We start from the raw sequence: 12,773 nt of genomic DNA on the forward strand, positions 1-12,773 counted from the left end.
GCTCAGCCCCGCTTGCCTCCGGCCGGAGGGGCCTTGCCCTTCCTGGCCTTGCCCTTCTGGACCTTGTCCTTCGTTCCGCCCGGCTCGACGCCCGCCGCGATGATCCGCAGTGCGTCGGTCAGGTCCTTGCTCGATGGAGCGCGCTCCGGATCCATCAGCCACTGCAGCAGCAACCCGCTGAGGAGCGCCTGGTAGAACGAGCCGACCGCCCACGCCTTCCTGTCGGCGGTGGCATCCAGGTCCTGGAACATCCGGGCCAGGTGGACGCGCCCCGCCTCCAGGCCGGTGGCGAGCTGCTCGCGGACCTCCGGCACGTGCCCCGCGCTCACGTAGGCCTCGACGCTCGCGGACACCATCCGCCGGTGTGTGGCGAACGACTCGAACACCCGCTTCCAGATGGCCTCGAACCGCTCCAGGGGCGTGGCCTCGGACAGGACCTCGGAGGCCAGCGCACGCTGCATCTCCTCGCCCCACTCCTCGCACGTGTGGAGGAGCGCCGCGTTCAGCAGCGCCTCGGTGGATTTGAAGTGGTAGCCGATCGCCGCCAGGCTCGTTCCCGCCGCGGCGGCGATGTCGCGTGCCGTCGTCCGCGCGTACCCCTTCTCGTACAGGCAGCGCCTGGCTCCCGCGAGCAGATCCTCACGATTTCCCATGGGTGCGAGCATACCCGATATCGGAACAAGCGTCTTGGACACTTGTCCTAGACTTCTGTTCGAGACATTTGTACAAATGTCTGACCCACCATGAAAATCGCCATCGTCGGACCCGGTCCCATCGGCAGCACATTCGCTTTTCATCTCGCTCGCGCGGGTCACGACGTGACGGTCGTCGCGCGCGGTGCCCGCCTCGCGTGGCTCGAGAAGGAGCGCGCCATCGTCACCACGGAGGAGCAGCGCGCACCGGTCGAGGTGAGTGCCGCGCTCGACACCACCATCCCGTGGGATCTGGTGCTGGTCACCGTTCTCGAACACCAGGTCGATGCGGTGTTGCCCGCGTTGCAACACAGCGCCGCGAAGCAGGTGATGTTCATGTTCAACACCTTCGCGCCGCTCGACCGGTTGCGCGAAGCGGTGGGGGCCCACCGCTTCGTCTTTGGCTTTCCAGCCATTTTCGCCGAACTCAAGGACGGCAAACTCAAAGCGCTAGTCATCCCTCGCTCGCGCGTCGCTCCGCAGATCACCATCGTGACGGACCCCGCATGGGCCGAGGTCTTCTCGAAGGCCGGCATCGCCACCGACACGCAGGTCGAGATGCACAGCTGGTTGCGCACCCACGCCTCGGTGGTGGTGCCCGTGATGATCACCGCGACCCGTGTGCACGAGCGAGGCTCCGGGCTCTCGTGGAAGGAGTCGCGCGAGGTGGCTCTCGGCCTGGCCGAAGGGCTCGCCCTCGTTCGCTCGCTCGGGCATCCGGTGACGCCTTCGAACCTGGCGATCCTCGGCAAGCTACCGGCGCCTGTCACCACGCTCGGGCTGTGGTTGCTCAGCCGGCACCCCATGATCGCCTCACTCGGAGAGAAGGGGCCCGGGGAGGCGCGCACGCTGATCGACGCCATGGTCGCCGCCGCGCCAGCGCGGAGCACGAGGCTTCAGTCGCTGCGGCCGTGATGCCCGCCACGAATCGCCCCCAGGTTCGCGGGGCTCAATCCGGCATGGTGTCGAAGGCCGGGAGGTCCGGCGGTAGCGCGACCCAGGCCGGGCGGTTGCGTGTGAAGATCGCGATCTGCGGACGGAAGGACGACGGCTCGTCCAGGGAACCCGCGTAGATGGTATGGGAATCGTCCTTGCCGACCTCTCCCCCGAACACGAGCCCGCCGCAGACAGGACAGAAGTTGCGCACGGAGTCCGTGCCCCTGTATGACTTTGACCAGAACTGCCGTGTCTCGCCGCTGAAGCGGACCGCGCTGCTCGCGAACCCCATGAACGGGATGAAGCCCGAACCAGAGGCCTTCCGGCAGTCGGCGCAGTAGCAATAGCCGGTAAACAACGGTTCCCCCTCGGCTTCGTACCGCAGCGCGCCGCAGAGACAACCACCCGTGTAGCGAACCCTCGTCTCACCCATTCCCGGGTTCTATCCGGCGTCCAGCTTGCATTCAATCCACGGAACTGGCGTGGACACCGGTGTGACGTCAGCGTTCGGCGAGGTCGGTGCTCTGCAGGTACGGAGAGGCTTCGACAATCGATTGCACGGTCCAACCCCTGTTGGCTCCGTGGCCTTTTTCATCGCAATCGCCGTCGGTGTGGATGCCCACCAGGTAGCCTTGACGGTTGAGCACGCCAGCGCCGGAACTCCCCACCAGGGTGTCCAGGTCCGTGTAGTAGACGAGCTGATTGCATGAGCCCAGGAACCTGCCTTCGGCGATGACCTTGGGCCGGCCCCGGGGATGTTGGATGATCGCCAACCGCTCGCTGATCCGGGTCGTCAGCAAGACCGGCGTGACCGCGGGAAGCGCATCGAGCTGGATGAGCGCATAGTCGGGCTCGGCCGATTGCTCGATGACCGTGCCCTCGACCACCAGCGGGTCGCCGTCGGGCTCGTTCTCGAAGTTGAAGACCAGCAGCGACCGGTCGCCGAGTCCGACGCAGTGACCCGCGGTCAACACCACCGGTCCCGCGCTCGCTTCAATCAGCGTTCCGGTGCAGCGTCCGTCGATCAGGACGACCGCGTCTTCCCTGTCCTGGACGACGTCGGCGAACTCGCCCTGGTAGCTGTTGATGGGGGTGAAATCGAGCGTCGGACCGCACTGCCAGAGGCTGCTCACCTCTGGCTTCTCCGGCTCCTCGCAGACCGGGGGATCCACGGGCGCCGCCGTTCCACAGGCCGCGAGGCCCAGGACGACGGAGCCCGCGAGGAGCGGGCCCCACAGAGTCATGAACGGACCAGGGGGCCGCGGCGCCATCTCAGTAGAGGTAGTTCAGCGCCGTCTTGTCGGAGCTGGTCCACTCGCCGGTCTCGGTCGAGCGGAAGCAGGAGTTCATGATCGAACCGCCCACCGTGGCCGTGCTCGGCGTGCCGGGGATGAGGATGGCACCCACGCCCGAGGAGCCCTCGTTGGTGGCGGTGCCGCCGCAGCTGATGGACCGGTTGTAGTAGTCCGAGTGGCGGAAGCCGATCGCGTGGCCGAGCTCGTGCGTGATGACGTGCTCGTTCACGTCAGCGCTGTAGCTCTGCAGCCCGGTGCCGATATTGATGGTCCCGTAGGGCTTGCCGCCCGAGGGGAAGCCCGCGGAGCCGCCGGCGCCGGACATGGTCGTCGCGGTGATGTTCGCGGTGCAGCCGGTGGTCGGTCCCCGCGCGAAGGTGATGCGCAGCCCCAGGCCGTTGTAATTGGCGATGGCCGCATCGAGCCCGGCGCTCAGCCGGCTGTAGCTGGTGAACGAGGAGGTGGGATTGACGCAGATCTTCGTCACGGAGGTACCGACGAGGTTGGTCGTCTGGTACTGCTCCGCGCTCTCCTTGCCCGGCTGGAGCATCTCGCGCGACGCCTCGAGGGTCACGTGGGCGTCGAGCCCCACGTACACGGCACCCTCGTGAACCATGATGTCATCGGCCGGAAACCCAGCCTCGACCAGGTTGGAGATGATCTCCTGGTTCTCGCTCTGCATGTCGGCACCGCAACCAGACAGCACCGCGCCACAGCTCACCACGAGGATTGCCGCTCTCTTGAACATTTTCGTGATCCCGTCGTCCTGAGGTTGGACGCGGTCGCCTGGGGGGGTCCAGCCGCGACCGCGCGCCCCTTGCCATGAGCAACCCTCGGGCCAACACCCGGGCACACCGGAAAACAAGGACTTGGCTGGCAATACCCGCTTAACCCTGGAGCACGGGTGCTCCCGCTGTCTCCGGACTTCTTGTAAAGGGTCCTGACGTTTTGTGCTAAAAAAGCTATCAGCTCAAAGGGTTGCGCACACGACACCGGGTTGTCCGAATCTCGGACGGGGTGCTTTCCATTCGGACAGTGGACCCTGACCACCCCGCGCACGCATCAGGGCTCGAGGATGGACCGAATACGCTCCGAGTCACTGGAATGGGCGTGAATACGCTCCCGGTGTATCAAGTCCCACATGCACATGCGCCACTCCAACCTCCCCCTCGCCGCGCTGCTGGGCGCGGCCCTGTCCTTCCTCCCGGGCTGCGAGACCACGAAGTCGAGCAGCCCTTCTCCGTCCCAGACCCAGGAGCCCACCGCCATGCAGACCGCTGACGCCTGGAAGCGCGCCCGCGTGGGCGACCGGGTCACCTACTCCTTCTCCGCGACCCACGGCTCCGAGCCCCGCGGCGGCGGCACCGCGCGCACCCTCGGCGGTCAGTTGACGCTGGAGGTGGTGGCCGTGCAGCAGCCCTGGGTCTGGGTGCGCCTGGCCTACACCGACGAGGCCGGCAAGCCCCTGGCCCATCCGCGGCTGTCGCAGGAGCTCCTGCTCCCCGTGCGCGCGGACACGACGCGCCCGCTCGACGTGCCCCACGCGGGCGAGGCCACCGCCGAGACGCCCTCCAGCGCGGGCCGCACCTGGGAGGCCATGCGCTACGTCAGCGACCAGCGTCCCGTGGACGGCCCCCTGCGCACGCGCGTGTACGCCAACGCTCCGGGCCCGCTCTACCTCACCCGCGGCCTGCTCGACGCGAACACCACGCTCTCCGGCTTCGGCGCCTCGGGCGGCTTCCAGCTCACCCTGCGCGAGTTCCGCGAGGGCTCGGACGGTGCCAACACGCCCGTGCCCGCGCTGGAGCGGCCCCTGGGCCCGGGCGCGTACTACGAGCGGAGCGTGGACGTGGGCCCCTCTCCCAGCGTGCAGCGCGTGTGCTTCGCCGCCGAGCGTGGCTACCTGCTGCGCACCGAGGGCCCCATCGACCCCCAGACCGCCCCCTGCTCCGACTTCTCCCAGGCCGAGCCGGAGCCGCTCGAGGAGCTGCTGATCAGCCTGCCCTGGGAGGCGTTGTCCTCGGGGAACTGGCCTCCCGCCACCGCCGCGTCCGGCACCCGTGGCACCTTCACCGCGGAGGGCCGCAGCGTGCCCGCCCTCACCGAGCAGCGCACCGAGAACGTCGAGGGCACCTCGCGCGTCTTCTCGGAGACCTACGCGGCCGAGCCGTGGGCTCCGGCGCTCGCGGGCCTGCCCTATGAGGCGCGCTTCCAGCCGCTCGCCAGCAGCACCGAGCGCGTGGCCGCCGGTGGCAAGCGCGAGTCCGAGGGTGGCACGCGCCTCGTGCGGTGGGGCACGTGGCTCGGGGGCCAGAAGTAACGCCAGCCCTCCACGTCGTCGTCCCGAGGTGGCGCCCGACTCCGAGCCGGCACGGCTCCAGTAGAGCATCCGAGTCGAGGCGCCCCTCGATGCGCCTGCCCTCGAGGTCCCGAGCGACAGGGACCCTCGAGTTCAGCGAGCGCGCGCGAAATACCGCGCCAACCGGCGATGCCGATGCGCGAAGAATTCCCGCACCACGCGCGCGAGCATGGGCCGCGCCCACAAGAGTCCCCAGCGCGGCACGAACGTGACCCGATCCGTGACCTCGGTCGAGCCACCGCGTGCGACGAGGACGCGCTCGTGCTCCCAGCACCTCATGCTCGCCATGGTCGACTTCTCGTGGAAGCGGTGGCCCGGCTCCAGCTCGACGAGGGTCAAGAGATCGTAGTCGAGGGGGAGCACGCCGAAGAGCCTCAACCACGCGCGGCCAAGCGGCACCCCCACGGGTACGGTATTGAGATCGAGTACGCCAACCCCACGCGGAGCGCTCATCGTGAGCCAGGGTCGCATCTCGTCGTTGATCCCTTCGGCACTCGCGACGCGTTCCCATACGGACCGCAGGGGCGCGTTGATCATGCTCGTCCGTTCGATCACCGTAGCCGTCTCACCCATACGTGTTCGTGAATCCCCAATGGCGTAAGCACCATAGCGGACACCCTCTCGGCAGACACCTTCGCTGGCGACACAGCCCAGCCGCGAGCGCGGCACGTGTGCAACCTTCACGGCGGGTACGCGTTTCTATTGACCTCCTCTTGAAATCTGGCCCAAGAATGTGAGGCATGAATCCGCTCACAGTGAATCCCTCGCAGCGAATTGTCGACCTGAGCTTTGGCTTCATCCACTCCGCCGCACTGTGTGCCGCGGCGGAACTGGGCGTGGCCGACCTGCTGGAACAAGGCCCTCGGAGCGCCGCGTCACTTGCGGAAGAGCTGGGGGCCGATCCCCAATCGCTGTACCGGCTCCTCCGCCTGCTGGCGAGCGTGGAGGTGTTCTCCGAGGACGACTCCGGGCGCTTCTCGCTCACGCCCGCCGCCCATTACCTCCGCACGAACGCACCGGACTCCCTGCGCAGCGCCGTGCTGATGCTCACGCAGCGCACCTTCTGGGCGCCCGCCGGGGAACTCTCGGAGACGGTGCGCAAGGGGAAGGATCCCTTCGACCGCATCTTCGGCGCGCCCTTCTTCGACTACCTCCAGCGTGACGCCAAGGAAGGGGCCCGCTTCCACCGCGGCATGTCCTGCCTGTCCGACCTGGAGAATGGCCCCATCGCCAGGAGCTATGACTTCTCGGCGATGAAACGCGTGGTGGACGTGGGGGGAGGACATGGTGGCTTCATCGTCGAAGTGCTCAAGGCCGCTCCCCAGGTGCGCGGCGTGCTCTACGACCATCGCCACGTCCTCGCCGAGGCCCGGATCGCCCAGGCGGGCCTGACGGAGCGCTGCGAGCTCGCGGAGGGGGACTTCTTCGAGTCGGTACCCGCGGGCGCGGACGCGTATCTCCTCAAGCGCATCCTCCACGACTGGAACGACGAGGTCTGCGTCCGCATCCTCCGCAATTGCCGCAAGGCCATGCCGGAGCACGGGCGCATCCTGGTGGTGGACGCCGTCGTTCCCCCAGGGAACACGCCGCATGACGGCAAGGTGGTGGACGTCATGCTGATGATGTCCCTGCCGGGGCGCGAGCGCACGGAGGAGGAGTTCAGGACGCTCTTCGCTCAGGCGGGGCTGCGGCTCACGCGAGTCATCCACACGCCGGCCGCGCTCAGCATCACCGAGGCCGTGGCGGCCTGAGACGAGTCCCCCCGGGAAAGGTGTCAAAGGACTCGTTCCAACAGCCTACGAGTCGTCTGACACCCCGCCCGGGACACCCCGCCCGGCCTACGAGTCGTCCCTACGAGTCGTCTGACACCCTGATGGGGGCCTACGAGTCGTCTGACACCCTGCTGGGGCCTCCGACTCCGTGTCAGGGGCCATTCCTAAGGTGCCCCGGGTTGTCCCCTTTCGCCCCCACCGGGGCACGATAGGAGCGGATGATGCGACGTCGCGGCAATGGCACGGGCTCGGAGACGATCAGCCGGCGGAATGTCCTCAAGGGGGCCGGAGCGCTGGGCGTGGCGGCCCTGGCGGGGTGCAGCCGGCCGGAGACGCGGGACGGGACGGACGCTTCGGGCTTCTCCCAGGCGGGGCTCGAGCGCCTGCACGCGGCCATGGCCGCCCACGTGGAGCGGGGCGACCTGCCGGGGGTGGTGACGCTGCTCGCCCGGGGCGACGAGGTGCACACGGACGCGATCGGCTCCCTGGGCTTCGGTGGCGCGGCGCCGATGCGGCGCGACACGATCTTCCGCATCGCCTCGATGAGCAAACCCCTCGCGGGCGCCGCGACGATGCTGCTGGTGGAGGAGGGCAAGCTCCGCCTCGACGAGCCCGTGGACCGATTGCTGCCGGAGCTCGCCCATCGCCGGGTGCTCAAGCGTCCCGATGGCCCGGTGGACGACACCGTACCCGCCCAGCGTCCCATCCTCGTGAGCGATCTGCTGACGCTGCGCCTGGGAACGGGCGCCATCATGTCACCGGGTGACTACCCCATCGTCCAGGCGATGAACGAGCGGGGCGTGGGCGTGGGTCCCGAGCTGTCCACGGCGCCCAACGCGGAGGCCTGGCTCGCGGCCCTGGGCTCGCTGCCGCTCATCCATCAGCCGGGCGAGGTCTGGATGTATGACACCGGCATCACCGTGCTGGGCGCACTGCTCGCGCGGGCCTCGGGCCAACCATTGGAGACGTTCCTCCGGGAGCGCTTCTTCGAGCCGCTGGGCATGAAGGACACGGGCTTCAGCGTGCCGGCCGAAAAGCTCGAGCGGCTGCCCACGACCTACTTCCGCAACCCCGAGTCCGGGGAGTTCATCGTCTTCGACCCCCCGGGGAAGGACAGCCGGTTCAGCCAGTCGCCGGGGTTTCCGTCCGCGGCGGGGGGCCTGGTCTCCACGGCCGATGACTACCTCGCCTTCGCCCGGATGATGCTGAACCGGGGCGCGTACCCGGGCGGACGCATCCTCTCGGAGCACTCGGTGTCGCTCATGACCACCGACCACATCACGCCCGCGCAGAAGGCCGTGTCGCCCTTCAGCCCGGGCTTCTGGGACAAGCAGGGCTGGGGCTATGCCGTGTCCGTCATCACCCGGCACGAGCCCGGAGATCCCCGGGGCTTCGGCTGGGACGGCGGCTACGGCACCTCCTGCTACTGGGACCCGGAGACGGGGCTGATCGGCATCCTGCTGACGCAGCGGACCATGGACTCGCCCACCGCGCCCGCGGCGTTCGTGGACTTCTGGCGCTCGGCCTACGAGGCCCTCCAGGGCTAGTTAGAGAAGCCGCACCACGCGGAACCGCTCGCACCACAGCAGCATCTTCGGGTCGAAGCCACCGTTGCGCTCGAAATAGGCCTGGTGGGCCTCGCGCCACCAGGCAAGCGTGAGGTCGCCCTCGCCCTCCTCCCGGGCGAAGTCCTCGTCCACCTCATCGAACCGCGCCTGTTCGAGGGTGACGGTCTCCAGGACGACACGCGGGGTGCCTGTGGAGTCGCAGGCGACCATCCGCTTACCCACCTCCGTGAGCTTGCCGTCGCGCGCCGCCCAGCAGGTGGCGGTCTTCGCGCCCGACAGAACCAGGGCGAGAAGGCTGTCGATCAAGGCTGGCCCATCGCCGAACGAGAAGCGCTCGAGCTGCATCCAATCGTCGTGAACTGCTCCAGCCATTGCGCCTCCTCAAGTCCGGACAACTCGCCATGCTCGCCGGAAGCCACAGAGGGACCAAGAGGGTATCGGGCTCAGCGCATGGCCACGGTGCCGCCGCGCCAGTCAGCGGAACTCCAGCGCTGGAATGCGCCCAGGGCCCCCGGGCTGTCGGCACTCTTCTCCGGCAGCAGGGTGTCTCGCTTGAGCACCTGGAAGGAGGACTTGATGCGGCTCTCCACCAGGGCCTCCCGGGCCACCAACACGCGCGAGCCATCCGGGGAGAAGCCCGCGAGCTCCACGTAGCCCAGGCTCGGCTCGGTCGCCGCGGGCGCCAGGGCGTCCAGCACCCACCCCTCCCCCTCCTGGTGGAAGACCCACAGCTCGGTCCACCCCTCCAGCAGTTGCACCGCCACCGCCACCGCCGAGCCCTGGGCGGAGCGCCGCACCGAGCCCGGCCACACCAGCCCATAGGTGCAGCGCTCGAAGAGGGCGGACCCTGGAGCCCTCGCGTCCGCCAGACGCAGGCAGGTCTCCCCCGGCTGCCCCTTGGAGAGCGCGAGCACCGGCCCGGCCCCTGGCTGCTCCGAGGCGGGCTCGGACGCGAAGCGCGAGGCGCCCACCCGCACCGCGGCGACCGCGTAGGCGGACTTGTCCTCCTCGGCCAGCTCCGCCTTGAGGACGCTCGCCAGCGACGCCACCGCGTGCTCGCTGGCCTTCGTGCCCCGCTGCGCCTCGCCCCGGCGGGAGAGCTGGTAGGCCAGGGCCGCGTGGACCTCGGCACGGCGCAGGTGGAGGCGGTTGGCCAGGTACGCCGGCAGCCGGCCCGCGTCCACCTGCTCCAGCACCGTGCTCCGCCACTCGTCGAGCGCCTGCCGCTCCAGCGGGTTCATCGCCGGGTCGATGCACTCGGGCCGCGTCAGCGCGAGCGCCGCCCGGAGCCGCATCTCGGGGCTTCCACCGAGCGCCAGCACCCGGCGGAACGCCTCGCCGTCATAGCAGACGCGGGTGCGGCCCTCGCGCTCGAAGCTGACGAGCTTCACCCCGTAGCTGGCCGCCACGTCGAGGTGCGCCGCCAGGGATGCGTCATTGCTCCTGTGGGAGGTGGCCCGCCGGGCGAGCCGGTCCGCCAGGGTGCCCAACGCGTCGAAGATCTCTGGCCCCACCTGAGAGGCCGGTGCCGCGCGCAGCAGCGCCGCCGCGTAGCCGATGCCCAGCGCCTCCGCGCCCGGCGTGTCCTCGAGGAACTCCACCACCGCCTGGAGCCGGGGCACGCTCGCCTCGTCGAGGTGGATGACACGCACCTGCTGCGCGCGCACGTAGCCGGGGCGCTCGCGGCGGTGGTCGTAGACCTGGATGAACCCCTGCCTTTCTCCCCGGACCTCCAGCCACTCGCCCTGCCAGAGGGTGGCCTGGCGGGGAGCGGAGTCCTGTGACGCGGCGCGCAGGGGCGTCTGGTCCTGCACCACGAGGGCGATGGCGACGAGCGTGGCGAGCATGTGCCTACTCCTCGGAGCCGGTGGTGTCGGAGTCCGTGTTCTCGGAAACCGCGGCCTGAGCCAGGGGCGTGCCCTTCGACGAGCCGCCCGCGTACCGGGCCTCCTGGGGCTGGCCCAACAGGTTGCCGGCGATGAAACCGCCCGCCTGGGGCGGAGCGATGATGACTTGAATCTTGTCGGACAGCTTGTCCGCGAGCGTCTTCTGGATGAGCAACGGGTTGCGGCTGATCAGCTCGGCGTCGCGAGCGAGCTGCTCGGAGGTGGCCTTGCCGGTGACATCCACGCGGTAGGCATCGGCCTCGGCGAGCTTGCGCCGGGCATCCGCCTCGCCCGCGGCCTCGATGCGGTGCGCCTCGGCCTCGGCGCTGGCCTGGGTGAGACGGGAGACCTTGGCGGCTTCGGCCTCCAGGCGCCGCTGTTCGATCTCCTTCTCCTTGAAGGGCAGGACGTGGCGCATGGCCTCGGCCTTGGCCTTGGCGGCGATGATCTCCTCGTTGCCAGCGGCCTCGGCGGCCTTCTCGCGCCGGACCTTGTCGGCCTCGGCCTCGAGCGCGGACTGCTTCACCTGCTTGTCCTTGAGCTCGAGCGTGTAGCGCATCTTCTCCGCGTTCAGCTCCTCGGCGAGCAGCGCCTCCATGCCGGTACGGTACTGCTGGGGCAGGTCCACGTTGCCCAGCGTGACCGAGCGGACGATGACGCCATCGGCGGCCAGCAGGGGCGAGAGCTCGGCGGAGATGTCCTGCTGGATCTTCACCCGATGGGTCGAGAAGATTTCCCGGACCGTGTGCTGGGCGAAGTGGCGGCGGAGCACGCCGTCGATGACCGGCTCGACGATGTCCCGGCCGATATCCTCGGGAAGCCGCGCGGCCAGGGCGGCAATCCGCTCCGGGTCGAGCACGTAGCGGATGGTGACCTCGACGCCTAGGGACAGGCCCTCGACGGACTGGAAGGGAGCCGAGTCCGTGGCGCGGGTGCTCCGGGTGGGCTGGTAGGTCTGGTCCTTCAGGCTGTAGCGGCTCAGCCGGTGGACTTGCGGCACCAGCAGGGCCCAGCCCTCGCGCAGCTCGGCGACCTTGCCAGTAAGCCGGTTGACCCGGATGCCCACCTCGCCAGGCTCGATCATGCACACGGGCTGGGCAACCCCCACGCCCACCACCATCCCCGTCACCGCCAGCCCGGCCATCACCCGGCGCCCGCGCTCGGCATAGACGAGCCACCGGACCCGGCTGACCATCCCGCGCGCCGCCTCGCCGGCCAGGGAGCTCATCTTCCGGAGGAACCCGCTCCGCTTCTCCTCGCCGTGCGTCCGTGACTCCTGCTGCTGCGTCTCGTTCTGATTCTGCTCGTTCATGAATGCCCTCTCGGGATGAGGGCAATGCACGGCGAGTGCCGAGCAGGCGAGCGGACAAGGCCAGAGGAGCGGGCCGTGGCGAGTGCCGGGAGGAAGCGCGAGGACGTGGCTGTACGGACGCACCGCGTGGCTGGAGGAACCCACGGACACGTGCACGGGTGCGTCCTGAAGCCCACGGGCGCGGACGCCAAGGCACTCCGGGGAGAAGTCCCAGGGTGCCCCCAGATGGCGCGCACCCCACGGGGACCGCCAGGTACGCCACAATCCGCAAGGCGAGTCCTGGCTCTCAAGCCAGGTCGCGTGTGTATCAGCCCGCCTCGACGAGCGCCGCGAGTCTCGCGAGTGACAACCGCCAGCCGGACTCGTTGTCAGCGGGCGACACGCCGCTCGGAACCCCATCGTGTACCGCGAGGACATCGGTGCCACCGCCGGCATCGGAGAGCGAGATCGTGATCGTCATCACACCGCTCAGCGCGGGATCCGTCGTCTCGAATTCGACCACTTCGACCACCTGCTCGTCCGGCACGAGTTTCACGAAATGGCCGTGGTACGTGTCGGTGTGCGCGGTCGTCTTGCCGGTCCCGGCCGGCGCGTCGTACGTGAGCGAGATGCGGATCGAGCCACCTTCGCGGGGCTCGAATACATGCACGTGACTGCTCATGCCGGGCGGCACCCTCCATGCCGCGACCGCACGCGCATCGAGAAGCGCGCGATAGACGCTCGCACGCGGAGCATTCACGCGACGGAGGATACGAGTCGAACTCATGCCCGAACGATAGCTGCACGGCGAAGACATCCCCCCGAGGTCCGAACAAGGCACCTGACCTTCTGTCAGATGGTCGAAAAAGAGCGTTTCGACCGGGCACCGGCATCGAGCACTCGAACGGCTCCTTGTTTGATGGGGCATGATCGGCCCGCATGGATGATGAGCCGGCATCATCCGCACAACGGCC

The 12,773-nt window shown here is 68.9% G+C and carries 13 protein-coding genes; 4 read left to right on the plus strand and 9 right to left on the minus strand.

The genetic code is table 11. From position 1 onward, the window contains the following. Positions 1-2: 2 nt before the first annotated feature. Positions 3-653 carry a TetR/AcrR family transcriptional regulator gene (locus F0U63_RS39995; RefSeq protein ID WP_395838704.1) on the minus strand — a complete coding sequence of 217 codons (651 nt, stop codon included), beginning with the start codon at positions 651-653 and terminating at the stop codon, positions 3-5. Positions 654-743: 90 nt separating this feature from the next. Here F0U63_RS39995 and F0U63_RS40000 point away from each other — a divergent pair, with 90 nt between their 5' ends. Further along, positions 744-1,607, plus strand: coding sequence for a ketopantoate reductase family protein (locus tag F0U63_RS40000; RefSeq protein ID WP_395838706.1), 864 nt, complete (start codon positions 744-746; stop codon positions 1,605-1,607). A gap of 34 nt (positions 1,608-1,641) precedes the next feature. On the opposite strand, the gene F0U63_RS40005 is transcribed toward F0U63_RS40000, so the two are convergent. From F0U63_RS40005 to F0U63_RS40015, 3 genes are all read right to left on the minus strand, one after another. Beyond that, positions 1,642-2,061, minus strand: coding sequence for a GFA family protein (locus tag F0U63_RS40005; RefSeq protein WP_395838708.1), 420 nt, complete (start codon positions 2,059-2,061; stop codon positions 1,642-1,644). 67 nt (positions 2,062-2,128) lie between these two features. Next, complete coding sequence (locus F0U63_RS40010) at positions 2,129-2,899, minus strand: trypsin-like serine peptidase (RefSeq protein ID WP_395838710.1); 771 nt, start codon at positions 2,897-2,899, stop codon at positions 2,129-2,131. 1 nt (position 2,900) lies between these two features. Beyond that, positions 2,901-3,671 carry a zinc-dependent metalloprotease gene (locus tag F0U63_RS40015; protein WP_395838712.1) on the minus strand — a complete coding sequence of 257 codons (771 nt, stop codon included), beginning with the start codon at positions 3,669-3,671 and terminating at the stop codon, positions 2,901-2,903. Between the two features lie 393 nt (positions 3,672-4,064). Here F0U63_RS40015 and F0U63_RS40020 point away from each other — a divergent pair, with 393 nt between their 5' ends. Further along, positions 4,065-5,243: a DUF6068 family protein gene (locus F0U63_RS40020; RefSeq protein ID WP_395838714.1), complete on the plus strand. Its 1,179-nt coding sequence runs from the start codon at positions 4,065-4,067 to the stop codon at positions 5,241-5,243. Between the two features lie 132 nt (positions 5,244-5,375). Here the strand turns inward: F0U63_RS40020 and F0U63_RS40025 are convergent, their stop codons facing one another. Next, the gene (locus tag F0U63_RS40025; RefSeq protein WP_395838716.1) at positions 5,376-5,819 is read right to left on the minus strand and encodes a hypothetical protein; all 444 of its coding nucleotides are present in this window, start codon (positions 5,817-5,819) and stop codon (positions 5,376-5,378) included. Positions 5,820-6,022: 203 nt separating this feature from the next. Between F0U63_RS40025 and F0U63_RS40030 the strand changes: the two genes are divergently transcribed. Both F0U63_RS40030 and F0U63_RS40035 read left to right on the plus strand, forming a co-directional pair. Next, the gene (locus F0U63_RS40030) at positions 6,023-7,033 is read left to right on the plus strand and encodes a methyltransferase (protein ID WP_395838718.1); all 1,011 of its coding nucleotides are present in this window, start codon (positions 6,023-6,025) and stop codon (positions 7,031-7,033) included. A 239-nt stretch (positions 7,034-7,272) separates the two neighbouring features. Beyond that, the gene (locus tag F0U63_RS40035; RefSeq protein WP_395838720.1) at positions 7,273-8,601 is read left to right on the plus strand and encodes a serine hydrolase domain-containing protein; all 1,329 of its coding nucleotides are present in this window, start codon (positions 7,273-7,275) and stop codon (positions 8,599-8,601) included. Here F0U63_RS40035 and F0U63_RS40040 read toward each other — a convergent pair whose 3' ends face one another. The 4 genes from F0U63_RS40040 to F0U63_RS40055 form a co-directional block, all read right to left on the minus strand. Then, a complete protein-coding gene (locus tag F0U63_RS40040; RefSeq protein WP_395838722.1) occupies positions 8,602-8,994 on the minus strand; it encodes an ASCH domain-containing protein in 393 nt (130 codons plus the stop codon). It abuts the gene before it with no gap. Between the two features lie 71 nt (positions 8,995-9,065). Further along, positions 9,066-10,469, minus strand: coding sequence for a hypothetical protein (locus F0U63_RS40045; RefSeq protein ID WP_395838724.1), 1,404 nt, complete (start codon positions 10,467-10,469; stop codon positions 9,066-9,068). Positions 10,470-10,473: 4 nt separating this feature from the next. Then, a complete protein-coding gene (locus F0U63_RS40050; RefSeq protein WP_395838726.1) occupies positions 10,474-11,820 on the minus strand; it encodes an SPFH domain-containing protein in 1,347 nt (448 codons plus the stop codon). A 307-nt stretch (positions 11,821-12,127) separates the two neighbouring features. After that, on the minus strand, positions 12,128-12,760 hold the full coding sequence (locus F0U63_RS40055; RefSeq protein ID WP_395848497.1) for an SRPBCC domain-containing protein: 633 nt from the start codon (positions 12,758-12,760) through the stop codon (positions 12,128-12,130). Between the last annotated feature and the right edge of the window lie 13 nt (positions 12,761-12,773).

Source organism: Cystobacter fuscus (assembly GCF_044360685.1).
GTDB classification, from domain to species: Bacteria; Myxococcota; Myxococcia; order Myxococcales; family Myxococcaceae; genus Cystobacter; species Cystobacter fuscus_C.

What these genes read in the sequence shown, in the direction of transcription:
- F0U63_RS40020 (WP_395838714.1), top strand. Translation starts at nt 4,065, where the DNA reads ATGCACATGCGCCACTCCAACCTCCCCCTCGCCGCGCTGCTGGGCGCG.
- F0U63_RS40000 (WP_395838706.1), top strand. Translation starts at nt 744, where the DNA reads ATGAAAATCGCCATCGTCGGACCCGGTCCCATCGGCAGCACATTCGCT.
- F0U63_RS40025 (WP_395838716.1), bottom strand. Translation starts at nt 5,819, where the DNA reads ATGATCAACGCGCCCCTGCGGTCCGTATGGGAACGCGTCGCGAGTGCC.
- F0U63_RS40045 (WP_395838724.1), bottom strand. Translation starts at nt 10,469, where the DNA reads ATGCTCGCCACGCTCGTCGCCATCGCCCTCGTGGTGCAGGACCAGACG.
- F0U63_RS39995 (WP_395838704.1), bottom strand. Translation starts at nt 653, where the DNA reads ATGGGAAATCGTGAGGATCTGCTCGCGGGAGCCAGGCGCTGCCTGTAC.
- F0U63_RS40005 (WP_395838708.1), bottom strand. Translation starts at nt 2,061, where the DNA reads ATGGGTGAGACGAGGGTTCGCTACACGGGTGGTTGTCTCTGCGGCGCG.
- F0U63_RS40015 (WP_395838712.1), bottom strand. Translation starts at nt 3,671, where the DNA reads ATGTTCAAGAGAGCGGCAATCCTCGTGGTGAGCTGTGGCGCGGTGCTG.
- F0U63_RS40050 (WP_395838726.1), bottom strand. Translation starts at nt 11,820, where the DNA reads ATGAACGAGCAGAATCAGAACGAGACGCAGCAGCAGGAGTCACGGACG.
- F0U63_RS40040 (WP_395838722.1), bottom strand. Translation starts at nt 8,994, where the DNA reads ATGGCTGGAGCAGTTCACGACGATTGGATGCAGCTCGAGCGCTTCTCG.
- F0U63_RS40010 (WP_395838710.1), bottom strand. Translation starts at nt 2,899, where the DNA reads ATGGCGCCGCGGCCCCCTGGTCCGTTCATGACTCTGTGGGGCCCGCTC.
- F0U63_RS40030 (WP_395838718.1), top strand. Translation starts at nt 6,023, where the DNA reads ATGAATCCGCTCACAGTGAATCCCTCGCAGCGAATTGTCGACCTGAGC.
- F0U63_RS40035 (WP_395838720.1), top strand. Translation starts at nt 7,273, where the DNA reads ATGATGCGACGTCGCGGCAATGGCACGGGCTCGGAGACGATCAGCCGG.
- F0U63_RS40055 (WP_395848497.1), bottom strand. Translation starts at nt 12,760, where the DNA reads ATGATGCCGGCTCATCATCCATGCGGGCCGATCATGCCCCATCAAACA.